Origin of the sequence: Massilia sp. (assembly GCF_031995545.1) — a bacterium.
In the GTDB taxonomy this organism is placed as follows: domain Bacteria; phylum Pseudomonadota; class Gammaproteobacteria; order Burkholderiales; family Burkholderiaceae_D; genus Telluria.
Map to the genome: position 1 here is coordinate 68,196 of NZ_DAMAGA010000019.1, position 22,016 is coordinate 90,211.

Here is a 22,016-nt window from a genome sequence, read left to right on the forward strand (position 1 = left end):
ATCAAGCTCCAACATCTATGATTTCCCGTTCCATGCTGGGCGGCGTATGGCGCTACCGCGGTTTCATCGCCGGCAGCGTGCGCCGCGAATTCCAGGCCAAGTACCGTAACTCCCTGCTCGGCGCCGCCTGGACCGTGCTCAATCCGCTGGCCATGATCGTGGTCTATACCGTGATTTTCTCGCAGGTGATGGGCAATCGCCTGCCGGGCGGCACCGGCCAGTTTGCCTACAGCATCTACCTGTGCGCCGGCGTGCTGACCTGGGGCCTGTTCGCCGAGATCACCACCCGCGGCCAGAACGTGTTCCTCGAGAACGCCAACCTGATCAAGAAACTGCAGTTCCCGCGCATCTGCCTGCCGATCGTGGTGGTGCTCAATGCGCTGGTCAATTTCGCCATCATCTTTGGCCTGTTCCTGGTGTTCCTGGCCGCCACCGGCGCCTTCCCCGGCTGGAGTTTCCTGGCCTTCCTGCCGGTGCTGGCGATCCAGATCCTGTTCTCGATCGGCCTGGCCATGGTGCTGGGCGTGCTCAACGTGTTCTTCCGCGACGTGGGCCAGTTCTTCACGATCCTGCTGCAGTTCTGGTTCTGGTTCACCCCGGTGGTGTATCCGATAACCGCGCTGCCGGTCGAATTCCGGTCCTGGCTGGCGTGGAATCCGATGGCCTCGGTGGTTCAAGCCTATCAGGGCATTTTGCTGCGCGGCGAACTGCCGCACTGGCAGAGCCTGATTCCGGTGAGCGTGCTGGCAGTGCTGCTGTGTGCGCTGGGGATGCAGCTGTTCCGCAAGCGCGCGGGTGAAATGGTGGATGAACTGTAATGGGCACGATCGACGTCAGCAACCTGGGCAAGGCCTATAAACAATACGGTAACCGCTGGAGCCGCCTGGCAGAATGGATCTTGCCGGGCAAACAGCAGCGTCACAAGCTGAAGTGGGTACTGAACGACATCAACTTCCGGCTCAGTCCGGGCGACGCGGTCGGCATCATCGGCATCAACGGCGCGGGCAAGAGCACCCTGCTCAAACTCATCACCGGCACCGCCCAGCCGACCACCGGTAGTGTCACCATCAGCGGGCGCGTCGCCGCCCTGCTCGAACTGGGCATGGGTTTCCACCCCGACTTCACCGGCCGCCAGAACGTGTTCATGGCCGGCCAGCTGCTCGGCCTGGCGGTGGATGAAATCGCCGAACTGATGCCGCAGATCGAGTCATTCGCCGAGATCGGCGACTACATCGACCAGCCGGTGCGGGTGTATTCGTCGGGCATGCAGATGCGCCTTGCGTTCAGCGTGGCCACGGTGCGCCGCCCGGACGTCCTGATCGTGGACGAGGCGCTGTCGGTGGGCGACGCCTATTTCCAGCACAAGAGTTTCGACCGCATCCGCCAGTTCCGAAAGCAGGGTACCACCCTCCTGATCGTCAGCCACGACCGCGCCGCCATGCAGTCGATCTGCGACCGCGCCATCCTGCTCGACGCCGGACGCCTGGCGATGCAGGGCACGCCCGAAGAAGTGATGGACTACTACAACGCCCTGATCGCCGAGCGCGAAGGCAGCACCGTGGAACAGGTGCGCACCGCCGAGGGCCGCGTCCAGACCACGTCCGGCAACGGCATGGCGCGGGTGCTCGAGGTAGCGCTGGAAAACGAACACGGCCAGGTGATGGAAGTCATGAACGTGGGTGTGCCGGCCACCCTGCGGGTACGGGTCCAGGCCTATGCCGACCTGCCGCGCCTGGTGATGGGCTACATGATCAAGGACCGCCTCGGCCACCAGATCTTCGGCACCAATACCCACCACCTGCAGCAGGCGATTACCGAGGTGCGCGCCGGCGAGATCATCGAGTACTTCTTCCGCTTCCCGCTCAACCTGGGGCCGGGCAGCTATTCGATCACCACCGCCCTGACCAGCACCGAAACCCACCTGGGCGACAACTACGAGTGGCGCGACCTGGTGGCGATATTCGAAGTCCTGAACCTGACCCGCCTTCCGTTCCTCGGCACCAGCTGGCTGGAACCGCAACTGGAGATTCGGCGATGAGCCAAACATCGTTCTACCGCGCTTTCGAAGACCGCTACCGCGGTTCGCGCGAGACCATCAAGGAGCGCCTGCGCGCCTACGCCCCGTTCACCGCGCCGCTGCTGCAGGTCGGCGCCCCCGCCCGCGCGCTCGACCTCGGCTGCGGTCGCGGCGAATGGCTCGAACTGCTGGGCGAACAGGGCTTCGAGGCGCAGGGCGTGGACCTGGACGACGGCATGCTGGCCGCCTGCCGCGAGCGCGGCCTGGCGGCGCGCCACCAGGACGCCCTGGCCGCGCTGCGCGAGCAGCCCGAAGGTAGCCTGGCGCTGGTGTCGGCGTTCCACCTGGTCGAGCACCTGCCGTTCGAACTGGTGCAGGACCTGATCGCCGAATCGCTGCGCGCGTTGCGCCCGGGTGGCCTGCTGATCATGGAAACGCCGAACCCGGAAAACCTCACGGTCGGCGCCACCAGCTTCTACCGCGATCCGACCCACGTGCGGCCATTGCCGCCCGACCTGCTCGGCTTCGCCGCCGACCACGCCGGCTTCGCGCGCCAGCGCATCGTGCGCCTGCAGGAAGAAGCGCAGCTGCATACCGACGCGCCGCTGGGCGTGATCAACGTGCTCGAGGGCGTGAGCCCCGACTACGCGGTGGTGGCGCAAAAGCGCGCCGAGCCGGCCGCGCTGGCGCCGTTCGACGCACCGTTCGACGCCGCCTGGGGCATCACGCTGGGCCGGCTGGCGCAGCGCTACGAAGACCAGCGCGCCGGACAGCACGCCGAGATCCATCACATCCTGGGGCGCCTGGCGCGCCGCGACGACGAACTGGCGCAGGCCACCGACAGCCGGCTGGCGCAACTCGAACGCGCGCTGCACGAGCAGCGCGAAGCGCACCACGCGCTTCAAGAGCTGCACCGGCAGCACCAGGAACTGCACGAGCAGCACCGCCGCCTGGCCGCCGAGCAAGAGGCGCGCATCGTGCGCGCCGAAGCGCATGCGGCCGAAATGTCGCAACGCGTGGTCGACCTGCTCTCCAGCAGTTCGTGGCGCATCACCGAACCATTGCGGCGCGCGGCGGCCATGTACTACCGGGTGCGCAGCGCCCAGCGCGAAGGCCGCCTGACCAGCGGCGCCAAGGCGCGCGCCAAGCGCCTGGTGCGGCGCGCCGGCGGCGCCGTGCTGCGCCGCCCGGGCCTGAAGCGCCTGGCGCGTGCCGCGCTGCGCCGGGTGCCGGCGCTGGAGGCGCGCCTGTACGCGCTGATGCTCGAACGCGAGGCCGCGCCGGTGGTGCTGCAGGAACAAACGGGCGAGCTGTCGCCACGCGCCGCGCGCGTGTACCGCCAACTGAAACAGGAACAAGCAAGGAAGACCCATGCGGATAGTCATTGATCTCCAGGGCGCGCAGTCGGAAAGCCGCTTCCGCGGCATCGGCCGCTATTCGCTGGCGCTGGCGCTGGGCGTGGCGCGCAATGCCGGCAGCCACGACATCTGGCTGCTGCTCAACGGCGCGCTGGGCGGCGCCATCGACGACATCCGCCAGGCCTTCGCCGGCCTGGTGCCGCCGGAGCGCATCCGCGTGTTCGACGGCGCCGGCCACAGCGCCGAAGCGTATGCCGGCAACAGCCCGCGCGCGCGCGCCGGCGAACTGCTGCGCGAATACGCGCTGGCCCAGCTGCGTCCGGACGCGGTGCTGGTCACCAGCCTGTTCGAAGGCTTCGTCGACGACAGCCTGGTCTCGATCGGGCGCCTGGCCGACGGCGCCGGCACCGCGGCGGTGCTGTACGACCTGATCCCGTTCCTGAACCCGGAACAATACCTGCGCGACCCCGAGCAGCGCAGCTACTACGAGCGCAAGGTGGACTCGCTGCGGCGCGCCGGCCTGCTGCTGGCGATCTCGGACTATTCGCGCCAGGAAGCGATCGATGCGCTGGGACTGGATCCGGCGCGCGTTGTATCGATCTCGACCGCGGTGGACGACAGCTTCTGCCCCGCTCCGGCCAACCTGACGCCGCAGGAGCGCGACGCGCGCCAGGCGCACGTGGCGGCGCTGCGCGCACGCTTCGGCATCACCCGCGCCGCGCTGATGTGCGCGCCCGGCGGCTTCGATTCGCGCAAGAACATCGACGGCCTGGTGGCCGCCTACAGCCAGCTGCCGGCGGCGCAGCGCGCCGCGCACCAGCTCGTCATCGCCGGCAAGGCCAACGACGCCGAGCGCCAGCGCCTGGCCGACCTGGCACGGCGCCACGGCCTGGGGCCCGACGAGCTGGTCCTGACCGGCTACGTCAGCGACGCCGACCTGATCGACCTGTACCGCGAAGCGGCGCTGTTCGTGTTCCCCTCGCTGCACGAAGGCTTCGGCTTGCCGGTGCTGGAAGCCATGGCCTGCGGCGCGCTGGTGATCGGCGCCGACAGCACCAGCATCCCGGAGGTGATCGGCAACCCGGACGCCATGTTCGACGCGCGCGACCCGGGCGCGATCGCGGCCAAGATCGGCCAGGTGCTGGGCGACCCGGCGCTGCAGGCGCGCCTGCGCGAACACAACCTGGTCCAGCGCCGCAAGTTCAGCTGGGACGAGAGCGCCAGGCGCGCGATCGCTGCGCTGGAAGCGCATGCCGCTGCTGCACCGGTGGCCGTGCAGGCCGAGGCCGTGGCCCGGCCGCGCATCGCCTTCCTGTCGCCGCTGCCGCCGGAACGCACCGGCATCGCCGACTACGCGGTGCGCGTACTGCCCACCCTGCTGCCGCACTTCGAGGTCGAACTGGTCACCGACCAGGCCGGGGTGGCGTTGCCACCCGAACTGGCGCACCTGCCGCTGCGGCCGCTGTCCTGGCTCGACCAGCATCCCCAACGCTATCGCAACATCGTCTACCAGTTCGGCAACAGCCCGTTCCACAGCCACATGCTGGCGCTGCTGCAGCGCCATCCGGGCGTGGTGGTGCTGCACGACTTCTTCCTGAGCAGCATGCTGGCCTATGAACAGTCGAGTGGCGCGATGCCGGGCGTGTGGACCCAGGCGCTGCTGCATTCGCACGGCTACGCGGCGGTGCAGGCCAGCCTGGGCGCGGACGGCATCGAACGCGCCAAGCAGGATTACCCGTCCAACCTGGAGATCCTGCAGGACGCCAGCCACGTGATCGTGCACTCCGAGTATGCACGCAGCCTGGCGCGCGAGTGGATCGGCCCCGAGGCCGGCGCCGACTGGAGCCCGGCCCAGCTGCCGCGCGCGGTGCCGGCGCTGAACGACCGTGCCGGCGCGCGCCGCGCGCTCGGCATCGCCGACGATGAATTCGTGGTGTGCAATTTCGGCTTCGTGGCCCCGACCAAGCATTGCCTGGAGCTGCTCGATGCCTGGCTGGCATCGTCGCTGCACGGCGACCACCACTGTCGCCTGGTGTTCGTCGGCGAGAACCATGGCGGCGACTACGGCCGCCAGATCACCGACACCATCGCCGCCGCCGGCGCCCGGACGCGCGTGACGATTTCGGGCTGGACCTCGGACGACGATTATTTCCGTTACGTGCAGGCGGCCGACATCGGGGTGCAGCTGCGCACCGGTTCGCGCGGCGAAACCTCGGGCACGGTGCTCGACTGCATGATCTACGGCCTGCCGGTGATCATCAACGCCAATGGCGCGATGGCCGAATTCCCGCACGACGCGGTATGGATGCTGCCCGACCGGTTCGCGCGCCAGCAGCTGGTCGAGGCGCTGGAAACGCTGCGCGGCGACGATGCGCGGCGCCTGGCGCTGGGCGCGTCCGGTTTCGCCCTGATGCAGCATCGCAACAGCCCCGAACGGGTGGGCCAGATGTACAAGGAAGCGCTCGATCTGGCCGCACGCAAGGACCGCAGCGGCCGCCAGGCCCTGCTGCGCGCCCTGCTCGACACACCCGGCCTGGAGGCCGACGACGCCATGCTGCAGCGCCTGGCGCGCAGCGTGGCGCGCGCGCCCGATCCGCTGCAGCCGCGCCAGTTGCTGCTGGACGTGAGCACCATCGCGCGCAACGATCTCAAGACCGGCATCGAACGGGTGGTGCGCAAGCAGCTGCTGGAACTGCTCCAGCTGCGCGGCGCCGGCTACCGCATCGAGCCGGTGCGCTTCAGCGACGAAGGCGGCCAGCCGCATTACCGCTATGCACGCGACTATTGCGCGCGCCTGCTCGGCATCGAGCAGGTGCTGCAGGGGCCCGATCCGGTAGTCGACGTCCAGGCCGGCGACATCTTCTACAGCGCCGAGCTGTCGCCGCAGGTGGTGCTGGAGTCGACCCGCGCCGGCCTGTATGCCGCCTGGCGCGCGCGCGGCGTGTCGATCAACTTCACGGTGCACGACCTGCTGCCGGTGCTGCGTCCCGAATTCTTCCCGCCGCACGCCGACCGCAGCCATGCGGCCTGGCTCGAATGCGTGGCCGCCGAAGCCGACCGCCTGATCTGCGTCTCGCGCGCGGTGCGCGACGACCTGGCCGCATGGCTGGCGGCGCACGCGCCCGAGCGCCGTCCCGGCCAGCTGCTGACCGCCCTGCACTCCGGCGCCGATCTCGAAGTTCGCAGCGGCGCGTCGGATGACGCGGCGCCGTCGGCGCTGGCGCAGCAGGTCGGCGCGCGCCCGAGCTTCCTGATGGTCGGCACCATCGAGCCGCGCAAGGGCCACCTGCAGGCGCTGGAAGCGTTCGAGCAGCTGTGGGCCGAGGGCGTCGAGGCCAACCTGGTGATCGTCGGCCGCGAAGGCTGGACCCAGCTGGCCGACGCCGAACGGCGCACCCTGCCGCACATCGTCTCGCGCCTGCGCGCCAGCCCGGAACTGGGGCGGCGCCTGCTGTGGCTCGAAGGCCTGGACGACGACGCCCTGCAGCAGGTCTACCGCGCCAGCACGTGTCTGCTGTTCCCGAGCGAAGGCGAAGGCTTCGGCCTGCCCCTGATCGAGGCGGCCCAATATGGCCTGCCGCTGCTGGTGCGCGACATTCCGGTGTTCCGCGAAATCGCTGCCGGCGGCGCGCATTACTTCGCCGGCCTGGACGGCGGCGCGCTGGCCGCTGCCGTGCGCGAATGGCTGGCGCTGCACGCCGAAGGACGCCATCCGTCGTCGCAGTCGATGACCTGGACCACCTGGAGCGAACAGGCGCGCGCCCTGCTGGCGCTGCTGTCCACACCGCACGGCGCAGTTGGCACCTCGGCGGAGGGGGCGCAATGACGCGCCCGGTGCCGCTCGCGTCCTCGCCCCTGCCCTCGTCCCTGCCCTCGTCCCTGCCGCCGGTCCGGCCCCGGATCGCGCCCTGGCGCGACCCGGCCGGCGTGCCCGGCCTGCTGCTGGCGGCCCTGCTGGCGCTCGGCTATGCCTGGTGGCTGTACTCGGGCGCGCTGCTGCGCGGCGATTCTCCTTTCTGGTGGCGCGAGAATGCCGACATCACCCAGTACGTGGCCGGTTTCAACGCCTTCGTGCACGACGCCTGGCACTGGCCGCTGCTGCGCCTGAATTCGCTGAACACGCCCGACGGCACGCTGGCCACCTTCCTCGACACGGTGCCGCTGTACGCGGCGCTGCTCAAGCTGCTGCATCCGGGCACCGGCTACTGGAATCCGTATGGTTTCTGGATCGCGCTGTGCTTCACGCTGCAGGGCGTGGGCGCCTGGTGGATCTGCCGCGAAGCGTGCGTGCGCAGCTGGGCCGTGCTGGCGGCGCTGGCGCTGCTGCTGGCCAGCTTCCCGGCGCTGACCTTCCGCATCTCGCATACCAGCCTGATGTCGCAGTGGATGCTGCTGTTCGCGCTGGCGATCTACGTGCGCGGCACGCGCCGCGGGCGCATCGCCACCGGCGCCTGGATGGCGCTGCTGGTGAGCGGCTTCTACATCAATATCTACCTGTTCGTGATGGCCTCGGCCATCTTCGGCGCCGATATCCTGCGCGAACTGAAGCGCTTCCCGGCGGGACGCGCCGCGCTGGTACGCGCGCTGCGTGCGCCGCTGCTGGTGTACGGCCTGCTGTTCGCCACCATGTGGATCACCATGCTGCCGCTGCCGAACGGCGCCGGCGGGCGCGAGTGGGGCTTCGGCTACTATTCGATGAACCTGCTGGCGCCGTTGCACGGCGGCCTGCTGCTGCAGTTCCCGCAGCCGATCGCGCACGGCGGCCAGGGCGAAGGCTATAACTACCTGGGCGTGTTCGTGCTGGCGCTGGCCGGTTGCGCGCTGGTGCTGCGGCGGCGCCACGATCCGGCGTTCTGGCGCCGCCACCGCGCGCTGCTGGGCGTCATGGTGGCGCTGACGCTGTACGCGCTGTCGAGCACCGTCCATCTGGGCCCGGTCCAGCTGTTCTCGCTGCACCTGCCGTCGGTACTGGACGGCATCACCTCGACCTTCCGCTCGTCCGGTCGCTTCTTCTGGCCGGTGGGCTACGCGCTGGTGGTGTTCGCCGTGCTCGGCGCCGCGCGCCACCTGCGCGCCGGCCAGGCGGCGGCGCTGCTGGCGGCCGTGGTGGCGCTGCAGTTGTGGGACCTGCGCGAACACAATGTGCGGGTGCGCGCCACCGTGGCCCAGGCCGAAGGCAAGCTGATCGACACGGCGCGCTGGAACGCTTTCCTCGGCACCGATATCAAGGCGCTGCACCATTATCCGCCGTTCCGCTGCGGCCAGACCGCCGCCGCCGAAGCGCTGCTGCCGGTGATGGCCTATGCCGTGCGCCACGGCTATCCGCTGTCGACCGGCTACGTGGCGCGCGCGTCCAAGCCGTGTGACAACTACGGCGCCGAAATCGCGCGCCTGCCGGCCAGCACCGCCGTCTCTTTCGAGAAGCACACATTTCCGCAGCAGCAGGACGCCGAACGCCTGATGGGCCCCGGTGCCCTCTGCGCCGACATGGGCATCGTCTTCTTGTGCCGGCACGGCGGCAGCGCCCCGGCAGCCGGCACGCCCTGATGCGGGACGGCATGCAGGACAGCGCGCAATATGGCGCGCAGCATGGCACACGATCCGGCCCCCGCGCACACGCGGCGCGCGACTACGCCCTGGACGGCATGCGCGCGGCCGCCACCCTGCTGGTGATCCTGACCCACGTCGGCGCCCAGGGCTTCGGCCAGTTGGGCCAGCGCCACTGGTGGGGAATCAACGCCTGGGAAAGCATGGCACGTGTCTCGGTGCCGCTGTTCTTCATGCTCACCGGCGCGCTGCTGCTGGCGCGCGACCACACCGTGGCTTCGCTCGGGCGCCGCATCTGGCGCGTCGCGCTGCCGCTGGCGGCGTGGTCGGTGCTGTACCTGCTGTGGTTCCGCCACACCGGCCAGCACCATGAAAACTGGCCGGCCCTGATCGCCAGCGGCCCGGTGGTCGGCCACCTGTGGTACCTGTACGCGCTGATCGGCGCCTATGTGTTCGTGCCGGTGCTGGCGGCCTTCCACCTGCATTCCGGCACCGGCATCAAGCTGTTCTGCCTGCTGTTCTGGTTCATCGGCGCCACCGTGGTGCCGCTGGAAGTCGCCCTCACGTCCCAGCGCGTGGTCGGCATCGACTGGGCGGTGCTGCCGCTGTACACCGGCTACATGGCGCTCGGCGCGATGCTCTACCACGGCCTGCCGGCGCGGCCCGGCGCGCGCATCCGCATCGGCGCCTGGCTGGCGTGGGCGCTGCTGAGCGCCGCGATCGCGCTGGCGACCTGGTGGCGCAGCGTGACACTGGGCCAAGCCAACGAGACGTTCTACGTTTACTCGAGCCCGCTGGTGGCGCTGTCCGCCGTGGCCGCCTTCATCGCCCTGCGCGCGCTGAGCGCGGCCTGGCTCCCGGCCGGCAGCCGCAGGCAGCGCGCGGTCGCCTGGTTCGCGGCCACCAGTTTCGGCGTCTACCTGGTCCACGTCTGGATCCTGTTCGTGCTGGAAGCGCACGGCATCAACTACCGCTTCATCAATCCCTGGCTCGCGGTTCCGCTGCTGACCTTGCTGGCGGCGGCGCTGTCGGCGCTGCTGGTACGCCTGCTGCAGGCGATCCCGCTGGTGCGCGCGATCGTCCCGCGCTAGCCGAGTGTTAGCGCGGCGCGCCATCATGCTTGCGGTATGGCGGCTCTGTGCGCTCACGAACGGAGCCAGCCGCGCCATATCGCTAAAGTGATACAAAAGGCGCGGCGCCCGCAGTTCCGGGACGTCCTGCGATTCATTCCCAAGGAAAACCCATGGTACTCGGACCGGACAAGGACGATGCGCTGAACAGGCCGCTCGACGTGCAGGGCGAAGGCCAGAGCACGGGCGTGCCGGCCGACGGCGAAATCGAAGGCAATGCCTACAATCCGCAGGGCAATCCCGGCGTCAACCACTGGCAGGCCGGCTACGTCGCGCGCGACGGCCTGGACCAGCGCGGCAACATCTTCTTCGCCGCGGTCGAGATGACGCGCATGCCGATGCTGATCACCGACGCACGCCAGCCGGACAATCCGATCGTGTTCGTCAACGGCGCCTTCCTCGACCTGACCGGTTACCCGGAAGCCGAAATCCTCGGCCGCAACTGCCGCTTCCTGCAGGGTCCGGAAACCGACCGCGCCACCGTGGCCGAACTGCGCAAGGCGGTCGACGAGCGGCGTGCGGTAGCGGTCGACATCCTCAACTACAAGGCCGACGGCACACCGTTCTGGAACGCGCTGTTCTTCGGCCCTATCTTCGACCAGGACGGCCAGATCCTGTACTTCTTCGCCTCGCAGATGGACATCACCGAGCGCCGCACGAGCCAGGAATCCTACCTGCAGGCGCAGAAGATGGAAGCGATCGGCCAGCTGTCGGCCGGCATGGCGCACGACTTCAACAACCTGCTGCAGGTGATCAACGGCAACCTCGAAGTGGCGCTGCTGGGCGTCAAGGACAACCCCAAGGTGAGCGATCCGATCCGGCGCGCCCAGCGCGCCACCATGCAGGCCGGCAAACTCACCCAGCAACTGCTGACCTTCGCGCGCAAGCAGCGCCTCGAAGCCCAGCGCCTGAGCCTGAACAGCCTGACGGTCGAGTTCTCCGACATGCTGGTGCGCACGCTGGGCGACAAGATCAACCTGCGGCTCGACCTGAAACCGGGCCTGCCGGCATGCACGGTGGACCCGACCTATCTCGAGATGGCGCTGCTGAACGTGGTGCTCAATGCGCGCGACGCCATGCCCGAGGGCGGCGCGGTCACGGTCGGTACCGCCGTGCTCAGCCCCGAGCGCCGCCGCCTGCTCAAGCTGGCCGAGGGCGACTACGTGTGCATCTGCGTGCACGACGAAGGCCAGGGCATGCCGCCCGAGATCCTGCGCCGCGCCACCGAACCGTTCTTCACCACCAAGGGCCCGGGCACCGGTCTGGGCCTGGCGATGGTGCACGGCTTCGTGCAGCAGTCGCACGGCCGGCTCGACATCGAGAGCGAGCCGGGCAAGGGTACCAAGGTGCGCATGGTGTTCCCGGTGTCCGGGGCGGTGCAGGACGACGCGCACGGGCGCGACCTGTCCGCAGGGGCCGTGCCGGTGGCGCCGCAGCGGCGCCGCTGCCGCATCCTGGTGGTCGAAGACAACGACGACGTGCGCGAGCTGGCCGAGGCCATGCTCGAGTTGGCCGACTACGAGGTGGTGGCCGCGCCCAGCGGAGAACGCGCGCTCGGCATCCTCGAAAACGGCGAACAGGTCGACCTGCTGTTCACCGACGTGATCATGCCGGGCGGGATGAACGGGCTGGAACTGATCGAGCGGGTGCACGCCAAGCGGCCGGGACTGCCGGTGCTGGTGACCACCGGCTACATGGACGAGCTGCCGGGGCGCGGCAAGCGCAGCGAGCCGCTGGATGTGCTGGCCAAGCCGTATCAGCACCAGGATTTATTGGATCGGGTCAGCGCGGCGCTCAAGCGGGCTGCGTAGGGTTGGCGGCTTCGCCGCCGACGCGTTCAACGCACGTTCGCGGTTCGAAACGCATCCCGACGGCGCATGTTCCGGTTGAACGCGTCGGCGGCACAGCCGCCAACCCTACTTGAAACAAAAAGCTTACGCCTTCGGTCCGCCGCCCAGCAGGAAGGCCAGCTTCTGGCGTGCCGGCTTGGCCTGCGCCGCCGGGGCGTGCTCGGCGCTGTCCTTGCGCGGGCTGGTGGCCGGCTCGTAGGGCTTGAGGAACCACGGATCGACCTTCTCGCGGCGCGAACCCGGACCGAGGCCGGTGCGCGGACCGCGTGCGGCGCCGTTCGACTCGTCGCCGCGGCGTGCGCTGCTGCGTGCCTGGCCGTCGTACGCACCGTTGTCGCGGGCGCCGTGGCGTCCACCTTCGCGGCCGCCGTCACGTCCACCGTCACGGCTACCTTCGCGTCCACCTTCGCGTCCATAGCCTTCACGGCCACGGCCCGACGGCGCCACGAAGCCCTGCAGCTCGCCGCGCGGGATGGTCTGCTTGATCAGCTTTTCGATGTCCTGCAGCAGGCGCTCGTCCTTGTCCGAGTACACCGACAGCGCGTCGCCCGAGGCGCCGGCGCGGCCGGTGCGGCCGATGCGGTGCACGTAGTCTTCGGCGTTGTACGGCAGGTCGTAGTTGATCACCGCCGGCAGGTCCGAGATGTCGAGGCCGCGCGCGGCGACGTCGGTCGCCACCAGCACTTCGACGCCGCCGTTCTTGAACGCGTCCAGCGCCGCCATGCGCTCCTGCTGGGTCTTGTCGCCGTGGATCGCCGAGGCCTTGATGCCGCGCTTTTCCAGGTGGTTCGACAGGCGCGAGGCGCCGATCTTGGTGTTCGAGAACACGATCACCTGCTTCATGTCGCGTTCGCGGATCAGGTGCTCGACCACGTCCTGCTTGTGCGCCTCGTCGACCTTGTACACGATCTGCGTCACGCGTTCGGCGGTGGCGTTGCTGCGCGCCACTTCGATCGTCAGCGGATTGTTGAGGAAGGTATTCGCCAGCTTCTTGATCTCGGGCGAGAAGGTGGCCGAGAACATCAGGTTCTGGCGCTGTTTCGGCAGCAGGTTGATGATGCGCTGCAGGTCGGGCAGGAAGCCCATGTCGAGCATGCGGTCGGCTTCGTCCATCACCAGCATCTGCACCTGGCCCAGACTGATGTTCTTCTGCTCGACGTGGTCCAGCAGGCGGCCCGGGGTGGCGATCACGATCTCGACGCCGCGGCGCAGGATCTCGGTCTGCGGCTTCATGTCCATGCCGCCGAACACCACGGTGGCGCGCAACGGAGTGTGCTTGGCGTAGGCCTTGACGTTGTCGGCCACCTGCACCGCCAGTTCGCGCGTCGGCACCAGCACCAGCGCGCGCACCGGGTGGCGCGCCGGCGACATGCTGGCGTTAGCGTGCGGCATCAGGAGCTGCAGGATCGGCAGCGAGAAGCTGGCGGTCTTGCCGGTACCGGTCTGGGCCGCGCCCATCACGTCGCGGCCCTGCAGCACCACGGGGATCGCCTGGGCCTGGATCGGGGTCGGGTGCTCGTAGCCCTGGTCGGCCAGCGCGCGCCCGATTTCCGGCGCCAGGCCGAAGTCGGCGAAGCGCACGGTGGGAGCGGCGGCAGCGGCCGGGGCCGGAGTTACGGCGGGAGCGGCGGCGGGGGTAGAAGCGGCGGCTGGAGCGGGAGCAACAGCGGCAGGTGCGGCAGGCACTGCGGGTGCCGCCGGCGCGTCGATCGGGGCGGCGGCGATTTCGTTGTTGTTCGGTGTATCAGACATAGTTTTCCAGGCGTTATTCGTTCTGTTCTACGATCGGGCAAGTACTCCCGTCACGGGTCGCGCTGCGCGACACGGCAAGGGGCGACAACGGGAAGCCGGCAAGCACGGGGCGGATTGGACCGGCAATCGGCCGGGGCGCCATGCCCGGAACCAGGTACGGGACCGGGCCGGAGGCGGCAGGCCGTCGGCAAGCCGGAAAAGCGGACGTAGAGACACTTTTAGCGGGTGACACGATACCCGAAATCGGCACCCCTGTATATGCTGTCCTGTTTTGCAGGCAGTTTACCAAAAGAAACAAGCTTTTGCAGACATGCGCGGCCGGATCACCTGATGCGATCATCCTATTGGCGCCAGCCGCGCTGCTGGGCCGCGCGCTCGGCGTCGGTGTCGAGCGTGGCGCCGACGATGCGCTGCTCGATCGCCTCGCGCACCGCCGGCGGCGGCATGCTGCCGTCGACGTAGGCGGCGCCGGCCTGGCCCTGGGCCAGCACCGGAATGGTCCAGCGGCCGCCACTCAGGCAGCCGAGGCCGGCGATGGTGTCGACCACGAAGCTGCGGCAATAGCCGCCGTCGCGCGCCACGAAGGTGACGCCGATGCGCACCCCGCTGCCGGACGGGCCCGGGCTGGCCAGCTGGCCATCGAGCGCCGCCACCAGCGGGCCGCGCGCGACCAGGGTGCCGTTGTCGTCGTCGAGCATGGCCAGGCCGGGGTCGGCGCCCATGGTGCGCCAGCCGAGCGCGCCGGCGGCGGCGCCGAACACGAAAGCGGCGCCGATCGCCACCCAGTGCCGGCGGCACCAGTTGCTGTAAGCCAGCTGCGGCGGCGGTACGGGGCGTCCCGGACGCAGGCTGTTCAGGTGCACCACCTTGGCGCCGCACGGGGGCACCGCCTGCGGCGCCGCGCTGCTGCCGGGATTGGCGCCCTCGTGGTTCTTGCGCCCTTCGCGGCCGTTGGCCGAGATGCTGAACAGGCCGTGGCGTTCGTGCCCGTCGCCGCGCTGGCGGCTGTGGTTGTGCGCCTGCTGCGCATGCTGCTCGGCGCGGTGGCGGGCGATGCGCGCGGCCAGCACCGGATCGGCGCGCATGGCCCGTTCCACCGCCGCCCGCGCCGGTGCGGCGAGTTCGCCGTTGATGTACGCGATCAGGAGGTCGTCCGAGAATCTCATGCTGGCGCCCGCTTGGTGATGGGTGGCTAGGAGGTGATCAGGCCATGTTCGTCCAGCACGTCGTGCAGCAATTCGAGCCGGATCACGGGATTGTCGAGCATCAGCATATTGTGTTTCTGGCCGTTGGGCAGCGGCAGCAGCTCGCACCAGCGGTTGGCGACCCAGCCGCAATCGTCGAGCCGGAACGGCGGCTGCACCGGCCAGCGCTGGCGCGGCACGTCGTGCAGCGAGCCGAGCACCCGGTCGAGCGCATCGGCGGCGCCCTGCAGTTCGGACGGGATGCGGATGCTGCGGTCATCCTCGATCAACTCGGCCTCGGCCATCCACAGGCCGTTGACGCGCTGCTCGGCAGTAACGACATTGAAGCGCGCCCCGCCGCGGCACAGCACCTGCAGCAGGCCGGGGGTGTCGACCGTGGTCTCGGTGACCGAGGCCACGGTGCCGGAAGCAACGAAGCGTTCTTCGTCGGCGTCCGGCCGGCGTACCTCATGACCATGGGTCAGCAGCACCACGCCGAACGGCGTATCGTCGGTGAGGCAGCGGCTGATCATGTCGAGGTAGCGCACCTCGAACACCTGCAGCGGCAAGACCCCGTCCGGAAACAATACCGTACTGAGCGGGAACAGTGGCATGGTAATCGTCGACATGGCCCCATGATGACAGAATCGCCGCGATGGCGGGAGCACGATTGCCATGCCCCGCGCATGCCGAATCCCCACAACCGGGGTCAGTCGTCCGGCGCGCGCAGCGGCAGGTAGCGCAGCGATTGCGCCAGGTTGTCCAGACGCCAGCGCAGCCGGCTCCAGCCGGGGCCGGGGGCGGCCACCACCCGCACCGCGACCTGCCCGCCCGCGAGCGGCGGGCAGACGAACACGTGGCGGCCTTCCTCCCCGAACGGCAGGCGCAGCTCGCCGCCGGCCTTGATGCGCAGCGGGCCGAACACCACCGGCACCCGGCCGCGGTTGCGCAGCAGCAGCACGTCGCGCACGCCGCGCGTCAGGCGGATCTCGGCCGGCACCGTCAGGTCGCCATGCTGGACGCCGGGTGGGAAATCGAGCAGCAGTTCATGGCTGCCGCCGCCCAGCGGCGCCAGCATGCTCCATGCCGCCAGCAGGATCAGGACGATGGCCGTGCCGGTCAGCGGCCAGTGGCGTTCCAGCAGCGCCCTCATGCCGGACACGGCAGCCGGCGGCGGCGAATATGCCCATGGCATATAGGATTTTGCATTAAGATATTGCCTCACATAAATATTAAATGGCCATGGCGAATTGAAAAATTCGCAAACGCGTGCGCCCTGTCATGACAAGGATGCGTATGCTACGAAATCTTCCGGCCTCCGATCAACCCCGCCGCCCCGGCTGCACCGCACCCAAGGACATGCAGCAGACCTCCGACCGCGCTACCCGTTCCGCCATGCCCTCGCCCCAGCCCGGTTCACGCCGGCCGGGCGCCGGCCAGGCGCCGCTGCTGCTGGCGCTGGCGGTGTTCGTGCTCACCCTGCTGGTCACCCTTGCCGCCTACATCGGCGCCCAGCGCAGCGCCGAGACCCAGCTGCGCGAAGCCTTCGACTACCGCACGCACGACATGAGCTACAGCATCGGCCGCCGCATGGCGGTGTACGAGCAGGTGCTGCGCGGCGCGCGCGGCTACCTGCGCGGCGCGGTCGACGTCAGCCGCGCCGAGTTCGGCGAATATTACCGCCAGCTGCGCCTGGACCAGTCCTTCCCCGGCCTGGAAGCGCTCGGCATCGCCACCGCCCTGACCCCGGGCGCGGTGGCGGCGCACGAGGCGCGCGTGCGCGCCGAAGGTTTCCCTGACTACCGGGTCGAGCCGGGCGCGCAGGATACGGCGGCACGCCCGCTGATGACGGCCATTACCCACATCGAGCCGTTCTCGGGCCGCAACCTGCGCGCCTTCGGCTTCGACATGTACAGCGAGCCGGTGCGCAGGAGCGCGATGGCGGCCGCGCGCGACAGCGGCCAGGCCGCCCTCAGCGGCAAGGTGGTGCTGGTGCAGGAAGGCAGCGGCGGCACCGGCTCGGGCGTGCTGATGTACCTGCCGGTGTACCGCGCCGGCGCCCCGCTGTGGACGCTGGAACAGCGCCGCGCCGCCCTGCTCGGCTGGGTATACGCGCCGTTCCGCATGACCGACCTGATGCGCGGCGTGGGCGGGCTCGCCGCCGCCCAGCTCGACGTGACCGTGTACGACGGCGACAGCGCCGATGCCGACACCCTGCTGTACCGCCTGTCTCCGCCCGACGACGCCGCGCCGCACGTGCCGAAGCTGCAGGCCAGCACGCGCATGATGATCGCCGGGCGCACCTGGACCGTGACGATGGCGTCCACGCCCGAACTCGAAGCGACCTACGACGGCATCCGCCCGCGCCTGGTGGCAGCGGCCGGGGTGCTGCTCGGTTTCCTGGTCAGCCTGGTGGTGTGGCTGCTGGCAGGCTCGCGCCGGCGCGCGCTGCAGCTGGCGCAAGGGATGACGCTCGAGCTGCGCGAATCGCACGACCGCATCGCGGCCGAGCAGCGCCGCATGAACGTGATCCTGGAGACCGCCTACGACGGCTTCCTGGCGCTCGACCGCCACGGCCGCATCACCGACTGGAACGCCCAGGCCACGCGCATCTTCGGCCTGAGCGCGCAGGAAGCGATCGGGCGTCCGGCCGAGGTGCTGGTGCCGGACGAGCGGCGCACCGCCTTCCACGCCGCCTTCGCCGCCTTTGCCCAGAGCGGCGCCAGTCCCCTGCTCGACGGCCCGTTCGAGACCGAGGCCCTGCACCGCAGCGGACGCCGGGTGCCGGTGGAACTGGCCGTGGCCCAGCTGCCGGGCGCGGACGGCGCCGGCGTCACCGTGTTCGTGCGCGACATCGCGCCGCGGCGCGAAGCCGAGGCACGCGAACAGCTGCGCCAGGCGCGCCTGGACGAAGCGCGCCAGGCGCTGAACCGGGCCCAGAAGCTGGAAGCGGTCGGCAAGCTCACCGGCGGCGTGGCGCACGACTTCAACAACATCCTGCACATCATCAGCGCCAACGTGCAGCTGATGCTGCGCGCCGACGGCCCGCCCAGCCGCAAGCGCCTGCACAACATCCTCGACGCGGTCGAGCGCGGCTCGCGCCTGGCCGGCCAGCTGCTGGCCTTCGCGCGGCGCCAGCCGCTGCACCCGAGCGTGGTCGACGTCGGCCAGCTGATCGAGCGCAGCGACAGCCTGCTGCAGCGCGCCGCCGGCGACAGCGTGGTACTCACCCGCAGCAGCGCACCCGACCTGTGGCCGACCCTGGTCGACCCGAACCAGCTCGAGCACGTGCTGCTGAACCTGGTGATCAATGCACGCGACGCGATGGAAGACGGCGGCAGCATCGCGCTGCAGCTGGCCAACGTGACGGTCGACGGCGCCCACCCGCCCGGCGCCGCCGCCCTGCAGCCGGGCGCGGCCGAGCAGTTCGATGCCGAGCTGGCGCCGGGCGACTACGTGGCGCTGGCGGTCAGCGACAGTGGGCATGGCATGCCGGCGGAAGTGATGGAACACGCCTTCGAGCCGTTCTTCACCACCAAGCCCGAGGGCAAGGGCACCGGGCTCGGGTTATCGATGGCGCACGGCTTCGTACGCCAGAGCGGCGGGCACATCCGGCTGGCGAGCGCGCCGGGGGCCGGGACCACGGTGACGATCTATCTGCCGCGGCATGTAGCGCCGGAATTGCCGGCGCTGGCGGAGCCGGTCGCCGACGCCCGTCCCTGAACAGGCTCCTACGCTCTACTCGACCCTGGAGCGATAACTCCCCGACACCCGGTTCCGCCCATGCGCCTTGGCGTCATACATCGCCAGGTCCGCGCAGCGCAGCAGCGCCTCGCCATCGCCGCCGCAATCCGGATACAGCGCATACCCCAGGCTGCCCGAAATCTGCAGCACCAGTTCGCCATCGTGGAACGGCTGCTCCAGCCGCGCCAGAATCGCATTGGCGACGCGCTCGGCGTCGAGCGGCTGGCTGCAGCGCGGCAGCAGCACCACGAATTCGTCGCCGCCGACCCGTGCCAGGGTGTCCGATTCGCGCAGCGCGCCGCGTACGCGTGCGGCCACCATGCGCAGCAGGCGGTCGCCCACCGCGTGGCCGTGGGTGTCGTTGACCGGCTTGAACTTGTCCAGGTCGAAGTAGATCAGGCCGACCTTGTGGCCGTTGCGCTGGGCGCCCAGGATTGCCTGATCCAGGCGGTCGCCCAGCAGCACACGGTTGGGCAGGCCGGTGAGCGCGTCCTCGTGCGCCATGCGCCGGATGCGTTCTTCTTCCACCTTGCGCGCGTCGATGTCCGAGAAGGTACCGACCATGCGCAGCGGCTCGCCGCGCTCGCCGCGCTCGACTACCGTGCCGCGCGCTTCGATCCAGCGCCACTCGCCGCTGCGCAGGCGGATCCGGTGCTGGTAGGAGTAATCAGGCGTCTCGCCGGCGATATGGGCGCCCAGGGCGGCGCGGATGCCGTCTACTTCGTCCGGATGCAGCAGTTCAGCGATGCCCTTGTTGCCGAACCAGGAAATCTCGGCATGCTCGCTGTCGAGGATGCGCTGGGCGTTCGGCGACAGCGTCGCCATGCCAGTGGTCACGTCGCAATCCCAGACCCCGTCGCCGGCCGCGTTCAGCGCCAGCTTCCAGCGCGCCTCGGCCGCGGCCAGGGCCTTGAGTGCGCGCCGGCGGCGGTCGGCGGCGCCGATCGCCGCCCAGCCCAGCAGCGCCAGCACGATCGAGACCGTGACGCCGGCGCTGTTCATCACCGCGCGCTGCTGGGCATAGCGCGCCTGGGCGTCGTGCACCGCCTGCCCCACCGTTACCACCAGGCCGTACTCGGGCAGGCGGCGCCAGGCATAGAAGCGCTCGATGCCGTCCAGCTGGCTGGCGCGGCGGAAGGCGCCGCTGGCGGCACCGGTCGACAGGAACGGCGCAGCGGTCAGCCTGCGCCCCATGTCGAGGTTGCGCCCGCCCTGCGTATTGCGCGCGACCACGGTGCCGTCCTCGCGCACCAGGCTGACCGTGGTGTCGGGGCCGAGGTCGATGCTGTCGTAAAAGCGCAGGAAATAGGCCGGCGGCACCGAGGCTGCGATCACGCCGCTCAGGCGCCCGGCGCCGTCGCGGATCGGGCGCGTCAGCTGCAACGCCGGGCGACCGTTGATGCGGCAGTGTTCGGGGCCGCCCACGGCCAGCAGGTCGTCTTTGCGGCCGCGGTGGATGCCGAACTGCGGCAGGTCGCCCAGCATCAGGCCTGCGCGCGCGGTGGTGGCGCCGGTGCTCAGCAGGCGCCCGGAATCATCGGTGATGGCGATGCGCATCGGCACCCGGTCGCGCAGGTAGCGCGCATGGTCGGCCACCGCCTTGCCAAAGTCGGCCTGGTCGCGCTGCCAGGTGCCGCGCAGCTGCACCAGCGACAGGTCGACCACCGCCAGCGTCGCCCGCACTTCTTCGGCGAAGGCGCGCGACAGGTTCTGGACATTGTTCTTGCTGCCGAGTTCGGCGAGCTGGTCGAAGCGCGCCTGCTCCATCGCCACCAGGCTCCAGACCACCGACAGCATCAGCGCCAGGTAGACGGCCAGCCGGCGCAGCACGCGCGCGCGAAAATAGCTGCCGAACGTGGCCACGATGGGATTGGATGAAGTCGAATGAGGCATGGGCAAGGGCGCCCGGTTCACGACCGGGGAAGGCACGGGGCGGCATTCGGAACGCGGCCGGGCGTGCGCGTGCGTGTCCTCCTGCTGCCGCCGCTGGATCAAGCGGATGCGCCCGTCATAGGAAGCGGCTATTATACAGAAGTTGCCGATATGCACTAAAAGTTACTATTAATTATCCCTTTTATGCGAGACAGATACGGTTCAAGTGCACACCATGCTGCCCGCATGAAAGATGATGCGATCGCTCCCCGAATGCTAAAGTGGGACCATGAAACTGTTCTATAACGTGGCCGGGGTACTGGCCGTCGTGCTCGGCATTCTGGGCATCTTCCTGCCGCTGCTGCCGACCACGCCATTTCTGCTGCTGGCCTCGGCCTGCTTCGCGCGCGGTTCGGTACGCCTGCACCGCTGGCTGCTGGGCCACCCGGTGTTCGGCGACTACCTTGCCAACTTCGAGGCCGGACGCGGCATTCCGCTCAAGGGCAAGATCGTCGCCACCGTCATGCTGTGGGGTTCGATGCTGTGGTCGACCCGCCATTTCGACAGCGGCGCCATCCTGCTGTCGATGTTCCTGATCGGCGTCTGCGTCAGCACCTACCTGTGGCGCTTCCTGCCGACGCTGCGCCTGCCGCCGAAAGGCCAGCGCCAGCGCCCTCCTCTCTGAGACGTTCAACGCACGACGCTGCGCTCCAGGAATGCCAGCATGCCGGCCGCGATCTCGCGCCCGTGCGTCTCGATGGCAAAGTGACCGCTGTCGAGGAAGCGCACCTCGGCGTTCGGATTGTCGCGCCGAAACGCTTCGGCGCCGGCCGGCAGGAAGAACGGATCGTTGCGGCCCCATAGCGCCAGCAGTGGCGGCTGGTAGCGGCGGAAATACTCGTGCAGCCGTTCGTAGTGCGTGATGTTGTGGCCGTAGTCGAGCAGCAGGTCCATCTGCGCCTCGACACCGATGCGCTCGATGTCGGCCGAGGTCAGGATCCAGGCTTCCGGCGCCAGCACCGAAGTGTCGGGCACGCCTTCGGTGTACTGCCACTTGATCATTTCCGGCGTATTGAAGCGGCGCAGCGACTCGCGGTTGGCGGGGCTCGGATCGGCCCAGGCGCGGCGCATGTCGGCCCAGCCTTCGCTCAGGCCTTCTTCGTAGCCGTTGCCGTTCTGCGTGAGAATTGCCGTGACCTTGTCCGGGTTGTTCACCGCCAGGCGCCAGCCGACCGGCGCGCCGTAGTCGAACACGTACATCGCGTAGCGCTCCAGCCCCTTGACCACGGTGAACGCGTCGATCGTCGCCGCCAGGCGCTCGAAGGTGTAGTCGAAGCCGGGCGGCGTGACGGTCTGGCCGAAACCCGGCAGGTCGGGCGCGATCACATGGTAGCGGCCGGCCAGTTGCGGGATCAGGTCGCGGAACATGAAGGACGAGGCGCCGAAGCCGTGCAGCAGCAGCACGGCCGGGGCCTGGGGCGAACCGGCTTCGCGGTAGAAGACGTCGACGCCGTCGACCTGCAGCGTGCGGTAATGGACTTGCGCCGGATCGGCGGCGTGCG

15 protein-coding genes are annotated in these 22,016 nt (G+C 69.4%); 9 read left to right on the forward strand and 6 right to left on the reverse strand.

Annotation, left to right across the window (positions count from 1 at the left end):
• Positions 1–17 precede the first annotated feature (17 nt).
• The 7 genes from RTQ83_RS14525 to RTQ83_RS14555 all read left to right on the forward strand — a co-directional run bounded on the left by RTQ83_RS14525 (position 18) and on the right by RTQ83_RS14555 (position 11,863).
• Positions 18–818, forward strand: a complete 801-nt coding sequence (locus RTQ83_RS14525) for an ABC transporter permease (RefSeq protein WP_312515946.1) — start codon at positions 18–20, stop codon at positions 816–818.
• Positions 818–2,038 carry an ABC transporter ATP-binding protein gene (locus RTQ83_RS14530; RefSeq protein WP_312515949.1) on the forward strand — a complete coding sequence of 407 codons (1,221 nt, stop codon included), beginning with the start codon at positions 818–820 and terminating at the stop codon, positions 2,036–2,038. The genes RTQ83_RS14525 and RTQ83_RS14530 overlap by 1 nt, the downstream gene beginning before the upstream one ends.
• Positions 2,035–3,405, forward strand: a complete 1,371-nt coding sequence (locus RTQ83_RS14535) for a class I SAM-dependent methyltransferase (RefSeq protein WP_312515952.1) — start codon at positions 2,035–2,037, stop codon at positions 3,403–3,405. The genes RTQ83_RS14530 and RTQ83_RS14535 overlap by 4 nt, the downstream gene beginning before the upstream one ends.
• Complete coding sequence (locus RTQ83_RS14540; protein ID WP_312515955.1) at positions 3,389–7,201, forward strand: glycosyltransferase; 3,813 nt, start codon at positions 3,389–3,391, stop codon at positions 7,199–7,201. Before RTQ83_RS14535 ends, RTQ83_RS14540 begins: the two co-directional genes overlap by 17 nt.
• Positions 7,198–8,922 (forward strand): DUF6311 domain-containing protein, encoded by a 1,725-nt coding sequence (locus tag RTQ83_RS14545; RefSeq protein WP_312515957.1) that lies wholly within the window; start codon positions 7,198–7,200, stop codon positions 8,920–8,922. The genes RTQ83_RS14540 and RTQ83_RS14545 overlap by 4 nt, the downstream gene beginning before the upstream one ends.
• Entirely contained in the window at positions 8,922–10,013 is a 1,092-nt protein-coding gene (locus tag RTQ83_RS14550; protein WP_312515960.1) for an acyltransferase, read from the forward strand. The genes RTQ83_RS14545 and RTQ83_RS14550 overlap by 1 nt, the downstream gene beginning before the upstream one ends.
• A 152-nt stretch (positions 10,014–10,165) precedes the next feature.
• On the forward strand, positions 10,166–11,863 hold the full coding sequence (locus RTQ83_RS14555) for an ATP-binding protein (protein ID WP_312515963.1): 1,698 nt from the start codon (positions 10,166–10,168) through the stop codon (positions 11,861–11,863).
• Positions 11,864–11,986: 123 nt separating this feature from the next.
• Here the strand turns inward: RTQ83_RS14555 and RTQ83_RS14560 are convergent, their stop codons facing one another.
• From RTQ83_RS14560 to RTQ83_RS14575, 4 genes are all read right to left on the reverse strand, one after another.
• Positions 11,987–13,654 carry a DEAD/DEAH box helicase gene (locus tag RTQ83_RS14560; RefSeq protein ID WP_312515966.1) on the reverse strand — a complete coding sequence of 556 codons (1,668 nt, stop codon included), beginning with the start codon at positions 13,652–13,654 and terminating at the stop codon, positions 11,987–11,989.
• A gap of 341 nt (positions 13,655–13,995) precedes the next feature.
• Positions 13,996–14,820, reverse strand: a complete 825-nt coding sequence (locus RTQ83_RS14565) for a hypothetical protein (RefSeq protein WP_312515969.1) — start codon at positions 14,818–14,820, stop codon at positions 13,996–13,998.
• Between the two features lie 26 nt (positions 14,821–14,846).
• Positions 14,847–15,467, reverse strand: a complete 621-nt coding sequence (locus tag RTQ83_RS14570; RefSeq protein ID WP_312515972.1) for an LON peptidase substrate-binding domain-containing protein — start codon at positions 15,465–15,467, stop codon at positions 14,847–14,849.
• A gap of 80 nt (positions 15,468–15,547) precedes the next feature.
• A complete protein-coding gene (locus RTQ83_RS14575; protein WP_312515975.1) occupies positions 15,548–16,033 on the reverse strand; it encodes a hypothetical protein in 486 nt (161 codons plus the stop codon).
• 164 nt (positions 16,034–16,197) lie between these two features.
• On the opposite strand from RTQ83_RS14575, the gene RTQ83_RS14580 reads away from it, so the two are divergent.
• On the forward strand, positions 16,198–18,561 hold the full coding sequence (locus RTQ83_RS14580) for a CHASE domain-containing protein (protein WP_312515978.1): 2,364 nt from the start codon (positions 16,198–16,200) through the stop codon (positions 18,559–18,561).
• Between the two features lie 15 nt (positions 18,562–18,576).
• Here the strand turns inward: RTQ83_RS14580 and RTQ83_RS14585 are convergent, their stop codons facing one another.
• Positions 18,577–20,475 carry a diguanylate cyclase domain-containing protein gene (locus tag RTQ83_RS14585; RefSeq protein WP_312515981.1) on the reverse strand — a complete coding sequence of 633 codons (1,899 nt, stop codon included), beginning with the start codon at positions 20,473–20,475 and terminating at the stop codon, positions 18,577–18,579.
• 268 nt (positions 20,476–20,743) lie between these two features.
• Here RTQ83_RS14585 and RTQ83_RS14590 point away from each other — a divergent pair, with 268 nt between their 5' ends.
• Positions 20,744–21,139, forward strand: a complete 396-nt coding sequence (locus tag RTQ83_RS14590; protein WP_312515984.1) for a YbaN family protein — start codon at positions 20,744–20,746, stop codon at positions 21,137–21,139.
• A 5-nt stretch (positions 21,140–21,144) separates the two neighbouring features.
• On the opposite strand, the gene RTQ83_RS14595 is transcribed toward RTQ83_RS14590, so the two are convergent.
• Positions 21,145–22,016, reverse strand: an 872-nt coding sequence (locus RTQ83_RS14595; protein ID WP_312515987.1) for an alpha/beta hydrolase, incomplete at its 5' end; no start/stop codon positions are given.